Here is a 15,124-nt window from a genome sequence, read left to right as displayed (position 1 = left end):
GTCAGGCGGGCAGGATGCAGACCGGCTTGGGCCAGCTCAGCGGCGTCCCCGTTGCGGTGAGGGCGCCGCTGCTCCGGTCGACGGTGAAGACCGCGATCGCGTCGGATTGCTCGTTCGCGGCGTACAGCTGGGTCCCATCCTTGCTGAAGGCAAGGTGTCGCGGCCAGGTCCCACCGGAACCGATCGTCTGGATCAGCTCGGCCTCAAGCCCCTCGGCACCGGTCCGGAACACGGCGATCGTGTTGTCGCCGCGGTTCGAGCCGTAGACGAACCGGCCGTCCGCGGAGACCAGCACCTCGGCCGGGAAGTTCTCCCCGGTCGCTTCCTCGGGCCGCGTCGACACGGTCTGCACGACCGCCAGCTTGCCGTCGCTGTAGCTGCACACGGCCAGCGTGGAGTCCAGCTCGTTGATCAGGTACGCCGCTCCGCCGCCTGGGTGGAAGACGAGGTGCCGTGGTCCGGCGCCGGGGTGGATGGTGAGGCGGTCCACGTCTTCCAGCCGGCCCTTGTCGCTCAGGATCGACACATAGACGGAGTCCGAGCCGAGATCCACGTCGAAGGCGAAGGCGCCGGACGGGTCGAACGTGACCTGGTGCGAGTGCGGGCCTTCCTGGCGCTCGGCGTTCGGGCCGCTGCCCTCGCGCTGCAGGATCTGACTGGGATCGCCGAGTGAGCCGTCCGCCCCGATCGGGTGGATCGCGACCGAGCCGGAGGTGTAGTTCGCCGAGAGCAGGAACCGGCCGGACGGGTCGATCTCGAGGTGACAGGGGTGCGCACCGCCGGTCGGCCGGTGATTGAGGAACTCCAGCGAGCCGTTCTCGTCGATCGCGAAGGCGCTGACGCGACCGGCCTCCAGCTCGTTCGTCGAGTAGAGGAACCGGCCGTCCGCCGACCGGGTCAGGAACGACGGATCTGGGATCGCCGCAGTGATCCGCAACTCCTCGGGGGTGCCGAAGCCGATGCCTTCGCCGCCCCCTTCCTGACTGGTGTAGCTGCCGACGTAGATCCGCTCCGAGGTCATGCCCCTACCCTGCCAGGTCGGCCCCGGCGCGGCCTACCCTCCTCCCCATGGATACCGCCGCCTTCCTCCGTCGCATCGGTCTGACCAGGCACGACGGGCCGAGTGTCGAGGCGCTCTTCGCACTGCACGCGGCCTTTGCCGACACCGTGCCGTACGAGTCGGTGCAGTACCAGCTCGGCAAGGGCGGACCGCTGGAGCCCTCGGCGGTCGCGGAACGGATCCTCGCGCGGGAGGCCGGCGGGTACTGCTTCCAGCTAAACGGGGTGTTCGCGCGGTTCCTCACCGAGCTCGGCTACCAGGTGACGATGCATCGCGGCGGCGTGCAGACCATGACACGGCCGGCCCGGGTGGATGCCAGCCACCTGGTGCTGACCGTCCACGGCCTGGACGACGATCCACAAAAGGCTTGGCTGGTCGACGTCGGCCTGGGCGACGGTCTGTTCACCCCGATGCCACTCGAAGCGGGAACGGCAAGACAAGATCCGTTCGAGTTGCGGCTGCGGCCGTCGGAGATCGTCGACGGGTGGCGGCTGGACCACGATCCGCGGAGCACGCTAGCCGGGATGGACTTCGAGTCGGCGACCGCGACGCTCGCGGCCTTCGAGGACCAGCACGCCTACCTGTCGGTGGCGCCCGACTCGCCGTTCCTCCGGTTGTGCGCGGCCTACCGGCGCAAGGCCGGCAGCGTGGTGATCCTCCGGTCGCTCAGCCTGATCGAGACCTTCGACGACCGGATCGACTCGACCCTGCTCGAAACCCCGGCCGACTTCTACGCCGCCCTGAACGACATCTTCGGCCTGCCCTGCAGCCACCTGTCCCCCGCCGAGCGCGACCAGATCTTCGCCCGCGCCCTCGCGCAGTACGAGGTCTGGCTGGCTGCCCAGAACACCAACTGACCTCAGGTGACGAGGGCGAAGAGGGCGCTCGGGAGCAGGGACATGACGACGGCGGAGCCGACGCAGGCGGAGATGACGGCGACGGCCGGGGTCTCGATGTCGACGGAGAACGGGTCGTCGGCCGGGAGCCGGAAGATCTCGGCGACCCAGCGCAGGTAGACCGCCAGGCCGATCATCACGTTGACCGCCATCACCACGGCGAGCCAGCCCAGGTGCGCGTCGATCACCGCCTGGAAGGCCGCGAACTTGGTGAACAGCCCGGCCAGCCCCGGTGGCAGACCCGCCAGGACCACCAGGAAGAACACGAGAGCGGCTCCGAGTCCCGGCTCCGAGCGGATCATGCCTCGGTAGTCGGACAGCAGCCCACCCGGCCGGTGCCGCTGGACCACCGCGACCGCTCCGAAGGCGCCGAGCGTCACCACGACGTAGGCGGCCAGGTAGCCCACGACCGCCTGCGCGTCACCGACGGCGAGAGGCGCGAGCAGGAACCCGACCTGCCCGATCGAGGACCAGGCGAGCAGCCGCACGGCCTCCTGCTGCCGCAGCGCCGCGATGTTGCCCACCGTCATCGTCACCGCGGCCAGGATCGCGACGACCAGGCGCAACTCCGAACCACTCGGGGCGACGCCGAACGTCACCAGCACGAGCAACCCGGCCACGCCGGCGGACTTCGACACCACCGCGAGGAATGCGGTCACCTCGATCGGCGCTCCGGCGTACGTGTCGGGCAGCCAGCCGTGGAAAGGGACGGCGGCGATCTTGAAGCCGAACCCGACGATGACGAACAACCCGGCCGCGAAGGCCACCCGGCGCAGGTCCGGGTCGATCCCCGGCAGCCGCGTCGCGATCGTCTGGAGGTACAGCGACCCGGTCACGCCGTACAGGTAGGAGATGCCGAAGAGCATCACGGCGGTCGAGAGCACCGAGACCAGGAAGGCCTTCATCGCCGCCTCGGAGCCTCGGCGGTCGCGGTTCAGCGCCACCATCGCGAAGCTGGGCAGCGACACCACCTCGAGCGCGATCACCACCGTGGCGAGGTCCCGCGCGCCGGCCAGCACGGTCGCGCCCACCAGAGCGCTCAGCAAGAGGAAGTGGTACTCCCCGACGGGGATGTCCGCCGACAGCAGCCGGTACGTCGAGAGGCCGACGACGCCCAGTCCGCCGATCAGGAGCACCGCCCAGAGGCCGATCGTCAGCGGTTCGAGCACCAGGCTGCACTCGGCCGGGCCCTCCACCACGGTCCGGCAGAACGCGGGCTTGAACCCGTTGCGCTGCACCACCACGAACGCCAGGCAGAACAGGATCATGCCGCCGGTGATCAGGCTGATCACGCTGTGCTTGTGCTGCTTGGTCCCGGTGCTCCAGAAGGCGTCGATGAGCAGCACCGCGATCGCGCCGAGCGCGAGCAGCAGCGGTACGGCGGTCGCCTGCCAGTCGGTCCAGGTGATCGTCATAGGAAGTTCCAGTGGTTGAGCAGCAGCGGCGGCCAGACCCCGAGGACCACGGTCAGCGCGATCAGCGGCGCCCAGGTGATCAGCTCGATCCGGCTCAGGTCCACGGCGAAGGCGGCCGCCGGGTACTCGGCCGGATCACCCTGGCACAGGGTGCGCACCAGCCGGAGGAAGTACGCGGCGGTGAGCACGGTGCCGAGACCGGCGATCACCATCATCACCAGGAAGGTTGTCCTCGGCAACGAATCTGCCGGGTGGTAGGCACCGAGCAGGACCAGCATCTCGCCCCAGAACCCGGCCAGCCCGGGCAGTCCGAGCGAGGCCAGGCAGGCGAACGTCAGCAGCCCGCCGAGCCGCGGCAGCCGCGCGTAGAGCGCCCGGCCGAGGGTCCGCAGGTCGCTGGTGTCGTGCCGGTCCTTGATCGCGCCGGCCAGGAAGAACAGCAGGCCGGTGATGACGCCGTGCGCGATGTTCGCGAACAGCGCGCCGCTGAGCCCTTCCGGCGACATCGTCGCGATGCCGAGCCCGATGAAGCCCATGTGACCCACGCTCGAGTACGCGATCAGCCGCTTGAGATCGGTCTGCGCCAGGCAGGCCAGCGACCCGGCGATGATCGCCACGGTCGAGAAGCCGGCCAGGTACGGCGCGATGGTGGCCGTGGCCCCGGGCAGCACCGGGAGCAGGATCCGGATCAGGCCGTAGCTGCCGAGTTTCAGGAGCACCCCGGCGAGCAGGACCGAACCGACCGTCGGGGCTTTGGCATGGGCATCGGGAAGCCAGATGTGCAACGGCCAGAGCGGCATCTTCACCGCGAGGCCGATCGCGATCAGCACCGCGGCGGCCAGGGCGACCCCATGCCCGTTGCGGATCGGGTCCTGGCCGAGCACCTCCAGGTCGAAGGTGCCGGTCACGCGGTACACCAGCAGGAACCCGAGCAGCATCAGCGCCGATCCGAGCACCGTCATCAGCACGAAGGTGGTCGCCGCGCGGCGCCGCCCGGCCGGGTCGTGCTCGTCGCCCCAGATGTCGATCACCAGCCACATCGGGATCAGCACGACCTCGAAGAACAGGAAGAACAGCACCAGGTCGACCGCCGAGAAGGTACCGATCACGCCGGTCTCGATCACCAGCAGCAGCGCGATCAGCGAGCGCATCCGGCCGATCCGTGGGGTGATCCGCAGCGAGTACAGGCAGCACAGGAACACCAGCAGCGCGGTCAGCACGATCAGCGGCATCGAGATCGTGTCGATGGCGACATGGAACCGCACGCCCAGCGCAGGGATCCAGGACACGTCCGTCTCGGCGTACGGATGGATCCTGCCGGGCAGAGTCCGGGCTTGTTCGCCGATGGTCGACGATCCACTGCGCGGCCGCAGCAGGTCCCACCACAGCACCGCAGATCCGACCAGCACCAGGCCGGACACCACGGCTCCGACGATCGCCGCGAGCCGGTCGGCCTTCGGCACCGGCAGGACCCAGAGGACCACAGCGGCCAGGAACGGCAACCCCAGCAGGACGAGCAGCAAGGCGCTCATGAGCCGATCACCCCCGCCAGGATCGCGAGCGCGATGACCCCGATCACCGCGGCGGTCAGGTAGGTCTGCGCGTTCCCGGTCTGCAGCCGGCGTAAGCCCTGCGACGCCAGCGTTCCGGTCCGTCCCGCCGCGCGTACGTAGGCGCCGATGACATCCCGGTCACCGGCGACCGCCAGTTGCGCGGACCACCGCACCGGTACGGCGAAGATCCGGTAGTAGGCCTGGTCCACCCCGAACTCCCGCTCCAGCACCACCGGGCGCGGGTCCGCCCCGCGCTGCCACAACGAGTACGCCGGCAGTGCTCCGAGCAACGCGAGCACCGTCGTCACCAGGGCGACCCCCCAGTTGAGGTGCACCCCGTCGGCGTACCCGAGGCCGATCGATCCGACAGCGAGCAGCACCAGCGGACCGAGCATCAGCCAGGAGGGGTCATGCAGCTTGGAGGTGTCCGGCTCCTCGGCATCCACCATCGGGTCGTCGTCCTCGAACGCGCCGAGCGCACCGGCGAGAGCCGGGGTCCGGAAGAACACCCACAACCACAACCGGACGCAGTAGAAGGCGGTCAGCGCGGCGGTCAGGCACACCGAGACCAGCACGACCCAACCGAGGGTCGACCCGTCCCGCGCGTGGAGCCAGGCTGCCTCGACCACCGCGTCCTTGGAGAAGAACCCCGCGAACCCCGGTACGCCGGCCAGTGAGGCGAGGCCGATCGTCATCGTCACGAAGGTGACCGGCATCGCTTTCCGCAACGCGCCGCGGCGGGTGTACCGGCGGAGCACGACGAAGGCGGCGGTCCCGACCTCGTGCAGGAGCACGCCCGCACAGAGGAAGAGCAGGCCTTTGAAGGCGGCGTGGGTGGTCAGGTGGAAGAGCGCGGCGTGGCGTCCGTCGGAGGTGCCGAGCGAGAGCCCGGCGAACATGATCGCCAACTGGCTCACGGTCGACCAGGCGAGCACCCGCTTCACCTCGACCGCCGCCATCGCGCAGAGCGCCGCGAAGAGCATCGTCACGCAGGCCACGATCGCCAGCACGGTGAGAGTCGTCGCGGCCGCAGTGAACACGTCGTACAGGCGGGCGATCAGGAAGACGCCGGCAGCGACCATGGTGGCCGCATGGATCAGGGCGCTGACGGGGCTGGGGCCGGGCATCGCGTCCGGGAGCCAGGTCTGCAGCGGCACCTGGGCCGACTTGCCGACCACGCCGACCAGCAACAGCAGCGTGCCGGTGGTGAGCGTGCCCGACGAGATCGGGCTCTCGCCCAGCTCGGAGATCTTGAAGGTGCCGTAGCCGAGGCCGAGCACGAAGATGCCGAACAGGAAGCCGACGTCGCCGAGCCTGGTCATCAGGAACGCCTTCATCGCGCCGGAGCGGGCGTCGCGCCGCTCCCAGTAGTGACCGATCAGCAGGTACGAGCAGGCGCCCATCACCTCCCAGCCGATCAGCAGCAGGAAGAGATTGTCGGCGACCACGACAGTCACCATCGCCGCGGTGAACAGCGTCACCAGCGCCGTGTACGACGCGATCCGCTCCCGCACGTAGCCGATCGAGTAGACCTGGACGCAGGCCGAGACGACGCCGACCACGGCGAGCATCAGCACGGTCAGGTCGTCGGTGCGCAGGTCGAAGGTGATGAAGACGTCGCGGCCCACCCTGGCCCCGTGGGTGAACGCCGTCTGCTGGGGCTCGACGCCGTAGAGCAGCGCGGCGGTCAGCACGACCAGCAGGGAGAAGCCGACGCCGATCACCCGCCAGGCGGTCGCGATCACCGGTCGGTGCCCTTCTCCGCGCGGTCGATCGTCTCAACCCGGTGGTCAACCTCCACCAGGTCGCGGGCGGCATCCACGTCGACGTGGCCGTGGCCGCGGAAAAGCAGCAGCACGATCGCCAGGCCGAGGCCGATCTCCGCCGCCGCGATCGTGATCACGAAAACCGCCAGGGTCTGCCCGGTGGCGAGACCGTCGAGGCGCCAGGCGTCGAAGGCGACCAAGTTGAGGTTCACCGCGTTCAGCATCAGCTCGAACGACATCAGCAGGGTGATCGCGTTGCGCCGCGCCAGGACGCCGTACACACCGATGCAGAACAGCAGTACCGCCAGCAGCAGGGGGAGGACCAGCGGCATCAGTCGTCTCCCCCCTCTGCGCCCGACACTGGTTCAGAGGGTTCCGACAGGCGTCCGCTGCGCTGGGAGAGCACGATCGCGCCGATCAGGGCCGCCAGCAACAGCACCGACAGCACCTCGAAGGGCAGCACCCAGCTGCGGAACACGGCGTTGCCGACGCTCTCCGCCGAGCCCGCCGGTACCGGCTTGACCTTCTCATTGCCGAAGGCAACGACCACCCCGGTGCCGAGGATCAGCGCGAGCACCAGCGCGACCGCCGCGGCGAACGGGCTGCGGCCGGTGGTCAGCCCGGGCAGCGGGTTGGTCGGGGCCTTGGTCAGCATCATCGCGAAGAGCACCAGGACGACGATCGCGCCGACATAGACCAGGATCTGCACCAGCGCGACGAACTCCGCGTGCAGCACGCCGAAGCATCCGGCCACAGCGCCGAGCGCGACCACCAGCCAGAGCGCGGCGTGCACGATCCGCCGCGATGTCACCACCAGTACGGCCGCCACGACCGCCATCGCCCCCGCGATGGAGAAGAGCGCAGTCGTCACTGCTCGCTCCCACCCTCGATGGCCGGCGGGTCAGGAACGACCGCCGGTCCAGGGTCGATCGGCTGGGGCGCCGGCACGGTCCACATCCACTCGCGCAGCCGGTCCTTCTCGTGGGTCAGGTTGCGCAGGTCGGTCTCGGCGTACTCGAACTCCGGGGACCAGAACAGCGCGTCGAACGGGCACGCCTCGATGCAGATCCCGCAGTACATGCACAGCGAGAAGTCGATCGCGAACCGGTCCAGCACGTTCCGGCTGCGCTCCCGGGCCTGCTCACCGACCGACGGCGCGGTCTCGGTGTGCGAGTCGATGTAGATGCACCAGCTCGGGCACTCACGGGCGCAGAGCATGCAGGAGGTGCAGTTCTCCTCCATCAGGGCGATCACGCCCCGGCTCCGCGGCGGCAGCTCGGGCTGGACGTCGGGGTACTGCTCGGTGACGGAGCGGCGGGACAGCGTCTTCGCGGTGACCTTCAGGCCCTCGATCAGACCCTTGCCGGGTACGGCCACGCCTCCTCCTCCGTCAGATAGCTGTGCACGCTGACATTACTGTCCTGTACCAGGACACTAGTCGCTCAGAAGCGCCAACGTCGCTAACCGGTCAAAGGTCACGCTCCAGCCGGGCCGCGACCTGACGGTAGCGGCTCACCGGCACGAGGTGCACGCCGTCGAAGGCGCCGCTGTCGCGGATGCCCAGGATCTGCTCGCAGGCGGCATCCACCCCCGCGTCCCGGTCCGCCTCGACGGCCGCGACCAGGTCGTCCGGGATGGCGATCTGGGGCAGCGCGGCGGTCAGGTTCTGGGCCATCTTCGCGCTCGCGAGCACCATCACGCCCGCGTACACCGGGATGTCCAGCTCGACGCTCTCGCGCCACCGGAGCAGGTTCTCCAGCGAGAAGCTGACCTGCACGTAGAGGAAATCGGCCTCCGCCTTCCACCTCGGTACGGCGCGCAGTCCGGTCGCGGCGCCCACCTGGAACGGCTTGATCCCGGGGAAGGTCGTCGCCCGGGCCTGCTCGATCATCGTCCGGACCGTCAGCTCGCTGGTCCGCCCGCCCGCGGTCGGCTCGTCCCCGCGGACGAAGAGGAACTGCTCCACCCCGTACGCCGCGGCGGTGAGCAGGTCGCGCCGGAAGCCGAGCAGGTTCCGGTCGCGGGAGTTCAGGCAGGCGATCCCCCGCGCGCCCATCGCCTGGACCTCGTTCGCGACGGCGACGCTCGACACGGTGGCCCGGCCGATGTGGTTGTCCGGGATCAGGAACGCGTCCGCGATCGGGCTCAGCACCCCGATCTGGTGCCGCACCTTCTTCAGATCCGGCCGCGTCGGCGGCTCCACCTCACACACCAGCTCGAATCCCTCGCCCATACCCGCAGACCTTAGCGACGTGGGGTTCCAGCCCCTTCCCGTTGTCCACAGGCTGTCGCTACGGTCTCGAGATGGACAGCTACCAGCCGCTCGCCTGGGCCGCCATCGGCGCGGCGGTACTGGTCGCCGCCAACGTCGCGTTCGCCTGGTTCGCCACCGCCCCCGACCACTACGAGTGGACCGACCCGGCCGTCTTCATGAGCCCGCTCGCCGCCCTCGTCGGCGCGTTCATCGGCGCGGGGGCGGCCAGGATCCTCCTTGCCTTGCGGAGGCGTCGCGAGGAGCTCGAGCGCTGAGGGGTCAGAGGGCGTCGAGGCTGTTCTGGAGGAAGGTCTGCTCGGTGGTGTTCGTGGTCAGCGCCAGTGCTGCTTCATAGGCGGCGGCTGCTTCCGTGGCACGGTCCAGGCGTTTGAGGAAGTCGGCGCGGATCGCGTGGAAGAGGTAGTAGCCGCCCAGGTCCAGGTCGTCGACGAGGGCGAGACCCTCCGCGGGGCCGGAGATCTCGGCGACGGCGACTGCACGGTTGAGGGCGACCACCGGGCTCGGTGCGATCGCGAGCTGGTGGTCGTAGAGCTGGACGATCTGCCCCCAGTCGGTCTCTGCCGCGGTCGCCGCATCACTGTGTACTGCGTTGACCGCCGCCTGGAGCTGATACGGACCAGGCTGGCCGCGGCGCAGGCACCGGCGTACCAGGTCCTGGCCTTCCGTGATCAGGGCGCGGTCCCACAAGGCACGGTCCTGGTCCGGGAGCCGCACGAGCGTGCCGTCCGCGGCGGTCCGCGCGGGGCGCCGGGACTCCTGCAGCAGCATCAGCGCGAGCAGACCGACAGCCTCAGGTTCGTCAGGCATCAGGTCCACCAGCAGCCGGCCGAGGCGGATCGCCTCCTGGCACAGCTCGGTACGGATCAACTCGTCGCCCGACGACGCGGCGTACCCCTCGTTGAAGATCAGGTAGACGACGGCCAGTACGCCGCGAACCCGCTCCGGCAGATCGGCCTCGTACGGCACCCGGTACGGGATCCCGGCCGCGCGGATCTTCGCCTTCGCCCGGACGATCCGCTGAGCCATCGTCGGCTCGGGCACCAGGAACGCCCGGGCGATCTCGGTGGTGGTGAGGCCGCCGAGCAGCCGCAGGGTGAGGGCGACCCGCACGTTCAGGGCGAGCGCCGGGTGGCAGCACGTGAAGATCAACCGCAACCGGTCATCGCGCACAGCACCCTCCTCCACCGGTTCGTCCTGGGCGTGCAGCAGGGCCGCCTGGGCTTGTTTGTCCGCCCGCGAGGCCTCGCGCCGGAGCCGGTCGATCGCGCGGTTCCGGGCGGTGGTGATGATCCACCCGGCCGGACTCGGCGGCAGCCCGGCGGCCGGCCACTTCTCGATCGCCGCCGCGAACGCCTCCTGGACCGCGTCCTCGGCGACGTCCAGATCCCCGAACACTCGGGTCAGCACGGCCACCGCCCGCCCGTGCTCGGCCCGGAACACAGCGGCGATCTCGGCAGGTCCGACCTCAGCCAAAGGCCCGGACCTCGACGTGCAGCGGGCTGAGGACGCGAGCCAGCCTGCGGGACCACTCGAGGGCCTCGTCCTCGGTCTCGACCTGGATCACGGTGAAGCCGCCCAGGTGTTCCTTGCCCTCGGTGAAAGGACCGTCGGTGACCAGCACGTCGTCCCCCTTCGCCTGCAGGACGGTCGCGGTCTCGGGCGGCTGTAGGCCGGCCGCGAACACCCAGGCGCCGGCCGCGCGGATCTCCTCGTTCAAGGCGTCCAGCTCGCGCAGGATCGGCTCGAGGACCTCGGGTTCGGGAGCGGGCCCGTCAGGCTGATAGATGCTGAGCAGGTACTGCGTCATCGTCTCCTCCTCCGTTTATGCCCTACACGAACAGCCTCAGGCCGGATCGACAGGCAGGCCCACGATCTCAGTAGAAGATGACGACGCCGATGCCGGTGAGCGCGAGCTGGAGGAGCGCCACCGGTACCAGGCCCTGCCAGGCGAGCTTCTGCAGCTGGTCGGCGCGCAGCCGGGGGAAGGCCACCCGGACCCAGATGACCAGGACCGACACCACCGCGATCTTCAGCACGGTCCAGATCCAGCCGATGCTGTCCGGACTCGGCCCGCTCCAGCCACCGAGGTACAGAACCGTGGTGAGGCCGGCCAGGACGACGATCCCGGCGTACTCCGCGAGGAGGAACATCGCGAAGCGGAGACCGGTGTACTCCGTGTACGGGCCGAAGATCACCTCGGAGTCGGCGACCGGCATGTCGAACGGCGGCCGTTGGAGCTCGGCCAGTCCGGCGATGAAGAACACCACCATCCCAGGCAACTGCCACAGCAACCACCACGGGTTCCAAGCCTCGACGATCCCGGTCAGGCTCAGGGTGCCCGCCGCCACCGCAACGCTCGCGGCGGACAACACGAAGGGGAGCTCGTAGCTCATCAACTGCGCCGCTACTCGGAGACCGCCGAGCAGGCTGTACTTGTTGCCGCTGGCCCAGCCGGCCATCAGCGAGCCGAGCACGCCGACGCTCATCACGGCGAGCACGTAGAACAGACCCGAGTCGAGCTCGGCGCCGACGATGCCCGGGGCCAGCGGGATCGCCGCCATCGCCGCCATGTACGGCAGGATCGCGACGATCGGGGCCCACTCGAACACCCGCTTGTCCGCGGCCGCCGGGGTCACGCTCTCCTTCTGGATGAACTTGACCCCGTCCGCGACCAACTGCGCCCAGCCGTGGAAGCCACCGGCGTACATCGGGCCGAGCCGGGACTGCATGTGCGCCATCACCTTGTGCTCGGCCTGACCGACCAGCAAGGGCGTCACCAGGAACGCGACCAGCACTCCCAGGACCCGCACCACGAACTCGAGCATGACCGCACCCTATCGAGTCCGGCTTGACCTGAACCGCTCTTGAGGTCCGAGGGTGGTGGAAAACCTCGCGGGAAAGAGAGCAGAGATGAGCACGATCCTCGTTACCGGAGCCACCGGGCGCGTCGGGCGACACGTAGTACAGGGCTTGCTGGAAGCCGGGGCGACCGTGCGCGCGCTGGTGCGGAATCCGGAGGCTGCCGAACTGCCTGCTCCGGTCGAGGTGGTGCAGGGCGATCTCTACGATCCGGGCGCGGTCGAAGGAGCGGCGGTCGGTGTCGATGCGGTCTTCCTGCTCTGGCCGTCGTTCAGCGCGGAGGGCGCCGAGGCCGCGGTGAAGGCACTGACGAAGCACGTGTCGCGGGTCGTCTACCTGTCCTCCCTGAACGTCCGCGACGACCAACCCCTCGCCGCCAGCGGAGTCTGGGGCGAACTCGAGGAACTCCTCGCCGACTCCGACTGGACCTTTCTGCGCCCCAGCGGGTTCGCCGTCAACACCCAGGCCTGGGCCGAGGCCTTCCGCACCAGCGACGTCGTACGGATCCCGTTCCCAGGCGCCGGCCGCTCCCTGATCCACGAACGCGACCTCGCCGCGGTCGCAGTACTGGCTCTCCTGGACCCGCAACACATCGGCCAGAAGTACCTCCTCACCGGCCCGGAGGTCCTGACCCAAGCCGAGCAGATCGCCACCCTCAGCACCGTCACCGGCAAACCGATGCGGATCGAAGAACAATCCCCCGCCGAAGCCCGCCAAACCATGCTCGCCCAAGGCGCCGACCCCACCCTCGCCGACTCCTCAATCACCTACTGGTCCACCCTCGTCACCACCCCCGAACCAGTAACCCCGACCGCCCCAATCCTCCTCAACCGCCCAGCCCTCACCTACCAAGACTGGTCCGAAGAACACGCAGACGAATTCCTCAGCCCGGAGTCCTGACTGCTTCAGTTCGTGAGGGGGACTTGGAGCCAGCCGCCTAGGTCTTGGCGGCCTGCGGTGGTGGCTGCTTGGGTGGCGCCGGTGTTGTTGGCGTGGATGCAGCCGATGAGGATTCGGGAGGGTTCAGGGAGAGCCTGAGCCATCAGAGTGGAGAGGTGGGTGCCGAGGCCACGGCCGCGGTACTCCAGGGCCAGGATGATTTCCTGGACCACGTACGCCGGGAGGCCGAGGGTGTCCTCGCCGTCCGCCAGGGCTGAGACGTAGCCGGCCCAGGTGCCGTCGACTGTCACGTCGAAGAGCAGGCCTGCCTCGGCGGACTCCTCCAGGTCTTCGCGATCTTGCAGATGAGCCTGTACTACGTGCGCCGGGTGGGCGTGGTCGACCGCGTCGTAGGCGCGGCGGGCGTCGTCGTAGTGGTCCACGTTGCGGGCCGGGGTGACTTCCAGGCCGGGTGGGACGTGGCGCGGCTGGAGTTGTTCGATCGGGGCAGCGAGGAAGCGGCGGTCGGGTCCTGTGCCGGGGAACGCGCCGACGGGCTCGGCACTCCACAGGCGCAGGTAGGTGGGGTGGTGGATCGCGTAGTACTGCGTCGCGGCCGCAGCCAGGGCCGACAGGTCTTCGGTGCGAAGCGCCCGGCTCATGGGTGAGGCGTCGACGAACGGCTTGGTCGGGTCCATGCCCTCGAACCGCATGCTGAGCATCGCGGACAGGTCGTCGCTCACCGGGACCCAGTAGTTCAGCATGCTCTCGATCGGAGTACCCGGCGCCGTCTTCTCGACCCGCGCCGCCGCGATGTCGCGGTCCGTGGCGAGCAGGATGTCTACTTCCTCATGCTGCTTGGCCAGAGCGTCCAGTCGCGTCGCGTCGTCCGCCCACGCACGAGACAACGGATGCTGGCGCTCGAGCGTGTACCCGGCCAGCTCAAGAGGAGTCGGGATCACGACGACGAATCGCCCTGCTCACCCTGCGACTCCGGCTTGGCAGGCGCTCCTTCACCGGCGGGTCCTGCCTCCGTTGCGGGTCCTGCGTCGGCGGCCGGCGGTGCGTCGGTGGCCGACGGCGCATCAGTAGCCGGTGGTGCGTCGGTGGCGGGCGCCGCCTCGGCCTGCTTGGCGGTACGGCGTTCGCCTGCGCCGCGGCGGGGGCGGGCCGGGGTGGCGGCGGAGAGCGCGGGCGCCAGAGGATCGGGGTCGGGGCTGCCCGGCGGGCGAGGTCCCCAGGACTCCGGGTCGGGGACGCCCGGTGGCAACGTGCGGCGGCGGCTCGGGGCTCCGGCCTTCGGGGCGTGGTCGGACTCGCCCGGCTCCTTCGCGCCCGGCCAGGGCTTGGCGACGCGGGAGGCGAGGACGAACTCCTTGCGCAGCGGATTGCCCTCGAACCCGTCCGGCAACAACAAGGGGATCAGGTTCGGATGGTCGTCGAAGGTGATCCCGAACATCTCGAACGTCTCCCGCTCGTGCCAGTTCGCCCCGGAGTACAGGCCGCTCAGCGAGGCGAGTCGCGGCGTCGCGCGCGGGACCAGCGTGCGCACGAGCAGGTGGTCGACGTGCGCACCACCCCAGAAGTCCGCGAGATGCGTGACGATCCGGAACCCGTCGTTCAGTTCGTCGCTCGCGGTCAGGAAGTCGAAGAAGGTCAGCCCGACCTCGTCCCGCAGCACTTCGTGCGCCGCGACCCACGACTCGACCGGTACGTCGACCGCCGCCGGGCCGAAGCTCTCGGCCTTGACCGCGGCGATCCCCGCCTGGACCAGGGCCCCGACCGCGTCGTCGCTCACCGCGGCTCCACCGAAGCCGTAGCCGAAGCATCAGCCGAAGCCGAAGCCGAAGTACCGAGAGCCGGCGGCGACACCAGACCGCGGGTCAAGGCCTGCGCGGACGGCTCGTACCGGCTGGTGACGTTCTCGCCGGCGATCTTCTCCTGCAGCTTGAGGATGCCCTGCAGCAACGCCTCCGGCCGCGGCGGGCAGCCCGGCACGTACACGTCCACCGGGATGATCTGGTCGACGCCCTTCGTCACGCAGTACGAGTCCCAGTAGGGCCCGCCCGAGTTCGAGCAGGAGCCGAACGAGATCACGTACTTCGGCTCCGGCATCTGGTCGTACAGCCGCTTGATCGCCGGCGCCATCTTGTCCGTCACCGTGCCCGAGACGACCATCAGGTCGGCCTGCCGTGGCCCGGGCGCGAACGGGATCACCCCGAGCCGGATGAAGTCGTGCCGCCCCATCGACGCCGCGATGAACTCGATCGCGCAGCAGGCCAGGCCGAAGTTGAACACCCACAGCGAATACTTGCGGCCCCAGTTCAGCAGGTACCGCACCGGCTCGGGCGCGAGTTTGGCCAGCGCGCCCACGACCGGCCGGACCGTCGGCGTCGGCAGGTGGACAGGACTGTCAGGCAT

Annotated in this window: 16 protein-coding genes and 1 pseudogene; 3 read left to right on the top strand and 14 right to left on the bottom strand. The window is 69.5% G+C overall.

What is annotated here, in order from left to right; translation table 11 throughout:
* Nucleotide 1: 1 nt before the first annotated feature.
* Nucleotides 2-1,021: a lactonase family protein gene (locus tag EV648_RS03075; RefSeq protein WP_132284747.1), complete on the bottom strand. Its 1,020-nt coding sequence runs from the start codon at nucleotides 1,019-1,021 to the stop codon at nucleotides 2-4.
* A gap of 47 nt (nucleotides 1,022-1,068) precedes the next feature.
* Here EV648_RS03075 and EV648_RS03070 point away from each other — a divergent pair, with 47 nt between their 5' ends.
* Nucleotides 1,069-1,917 carry an arylamine N-acetyltransferase gene (locus EV648_RS03070; RefSeq protein ID WP_132284745.1) on the top strand — a complete coding sequence of 283 codons (849 nt, stop codon included), beginning with the start codon at nucleotides 1,069-1,071 and terminating at the stop codon, nucleotides 1,915-1,917.
* A gap of 2 nt (nucleotides 1,918-1,919) precedes the next feature.
* Here the strand turns inward: EV648_RS03070 and EV648_RS03065 are convergent, their stop codons facing one another.
* The 7 genes and pseudogenes from EV648_RS03065 to EV648_RS03035 all read right to left on the bottom strand — a co-directional run bounded on the left by EV648_RS03065 (nucleotide 1,920) and on the right by EV648_RS03035 (nucleotide 8,923).
* Nucleotides 1,920-3,371: an NADH-quinone oxidoreductase subunit N gene (locus tag EV648_RS03065; RefSeq protein WP_132284743.1), complete on the bottom strand. Its 1,452-nt coding sequence runs from the start codon at nucleotides 3,369-3,371 to the stop codon at nucleotides 1,920-1,922.
* Entirely contained in the window at nucleotides 3,368-4,903 is a 1,536-nt protein-coding gene (locus EV648_RS03060; protein ID WP_132284741.1) for a NuoM family protein, read from the bottom strand. The genes EV648_RS03065 and EV648_RS03060 overlap by 4 nt, the downstream gene beginning before the upstream one ends.
* Nucleotides 4,900-6,669, bottom strand: coding sequence for an NADH-quinone oxidoreductase subunit L (locus tag EV648_RS03055; RefSeq protein WP_132284739.1), 1,770 nt, complete (start codon nucleotides 6,667-6,669; stop codon nucleotides 4,900-4,902). Before EV648_RS03055 ends, EV648_RS03060 begins: the two co-directional genes overlap by 4 nt.
* A complete protein-coding gene (gene nuoK / locus EV648_RS03050; protein ID WP_132284737.1) occupies nucleotides 6,666-7,022 on the bottom strand; it encodes an NADH-quinone oxidoreductase subunit NuoK in 357 nt (118 codons plus the stop codon). Before nuoK ends, EV648_RS03055 begins: the two co-directional genes overlap by 4 nt.
* On the bottom strand, nucleotides 7,022-7,561 hold the full coding sequence (locus tag EV648_RS03045; protein WP_132284735.1) for an NADH-quinone oxidoreductase subunit J: 540 nt from the start codon (nucleotides 7,559-7,561) through the stop codon (nucleotides 7,022-7,024). Before EV648_RS03045 ends, nuoK begins: the two co-directional genes overlap by 1 nt.
* Before the next feature lie 155 nt (nucleotides 7,562-7,716).
* Nucleotides 7,717-7,932, bottom strand: a pseudogene (locus EV648_RS43775) (4Fe-4S binding protein); the annotation flags it as partial.
* Nucleotides 7,933-8,158: 226 nt separating this feature from the next.
* Nucleotides 8,159-8,923 carry a methylenetetrahydrofolate reductase gene (locus tag EV648_RS03035; RefSeq protein WP_132284731.1) on the bottom strand — a complete coding sequence of 255 codons (765 nt, stop codon included), beginning with the start codon at nucleotides 8,921-8,923 and terminating at the stop codon, nucleotides 8,159-8,161.
* A gap of 71 nt (nucleotides 8,924-8,994) precedes the next feature.
* Here EV648_RS03035 and EV648_RS03030 point away from each other — a divergent pair, with 71 nt between their 5' ends.
* Entirely contained in the window at nucleotides 8,995-9,219 is a 225-nt protein-coding gene (locus EV648_RS03030; protein ID WP_132284729.1) for a hypothetical protein, read from the top strand.
* A 4-nt stretch (nucleotides 9,220-9,223) separates the two neighbouring features.
* Here EV648_RS03030 and EV648_RS03025 read toward each other — a convergent pair whose 3' ends face one another.
* The 3 genes from EV648_RS03025 to EV648_RS03015 form a co-directional block, all read right to left on the bottom strand.
* Nucleotides 9,224-10,438, bottom strand: coding sequence for an RNA polymerase sigma factor (locus EV648_RS03025; protein WP_132284728.1), 1,215 nt, complete (start codon nucleotides 10,436-10,438; stop codon nucleotides 9,224-9,226).
* Nucleotides 10,431-10,772, bottom strand: a complete 342-nt coding sequence (locus EV648_RS03020; protein ID WP_132284726.1) for a YciI family protein — start codon at nucleotides 10,770-10,772, stop codon at nucleotides 10,431-10,433. The genes EV648_RS03025 and EV648_RS03020 overlap by 8 nt, the downstream gene beginning before the upstream one ends.
* Nucleotides 10,773-10,839: 67 nt before the next feature.
* Nucleotides 10,840-11,790, bottom strand: a complete 951-nt coding sequence (locus EV648_RS03015; protein ID WP_132284724.1) for a complex I subunit 1 family protein — start codon at nucleotides 11,788-11,790, stop codon at nucleotides 10,840-10,842.
* An 85-nt stretch (nucleotides 11,791-11,875) separates the two neighbouring features.
* On the opposite strand from EV648_RS03015, the gene EV648_RS03010 reads away from it, so the two are divergent.
* Nucleotides 11,876-12,724 (top strand): SDR family oxidoreductase, encoded by an 849-nt coding sequence (locus EV648_RS03010; protein WP_132284722.1) that lies wholly within the window; start codon nucleotides 11,876-11,878, stop codon nucleotides 12,722-12,724.
* A 5-nt stretch (nucleotides 12,725-12,729) separates the two neighbouring features.
* Here the strand turns inward: EV648_RS03010 and EV648_RS03005 are convergent, their stop codons facing one another.
* Genes EV648_RS03005 through EV648_RS02995 form a run of 3 tightly spaced genes read right to left on the bottom strand, consistent with a single transcriptional unit; the run spans nucleotide 12,730 to nucleotide 15,124 of the window.
* Nucleotides 12,730-13,665 (bottom strand): GNAT family N-acetyltransferase, encoded by a 936-nt coding sequence (locus EV648_RS03005; RefSeq protein WP_241994839.1) that lies wholly within the window; start codon nucleotides 13,663-13,665, stop codon nucleotides 12,730-12,732.
* The gene (locus EV648_RS03000) at nucleotides 13,662-14,501 is read right to left on the bottom strand and encodes an NADH-quinone oxidoreductase subunit C (RefSeq protein WP_132284720.1); all 840 of its coding nucleotides are present in this window, start codon (nucleotides 14,499-14,501) and stop codon (nucleotides 13,662-13,664) included. The genes EV648_RS03005 and EV648_RS03000 overlap by 4 nt, the downstream gene beginning before the upstream one ends.
* Nucleotides 14,498-15,124 (bottom strand): NADH-quinone oxidoreductase subunit B, encoded by a 627-nt coding sequence (locus EV648_RS02995; RefSeq protein WP_132284718.1) that lies wholly within the window; start codon nucleotides 15,122-15,124, stop codon nucleotides 14,498-14,500. The genes EV648_RS03000 and EV648_RS02995 overlap by 4 nt, the downstream gene beginning before the upstream one ends.

This window comes from Kribbella sp. VKM Ac-2568, from assembly GCF_004345365.1.
GTDB classification, from domain to species: Bacteria; Actinomycetota; Actinomycetes; order Propionibacteriales; family Kribbellaceae; genus Kribbella; species Kribbella orskensis.
The sequence above is the reverse complement of the archived record's forward strand: the minus strand, read 5'-3'. Positions and strand labels throughout refer to the sequence as shown.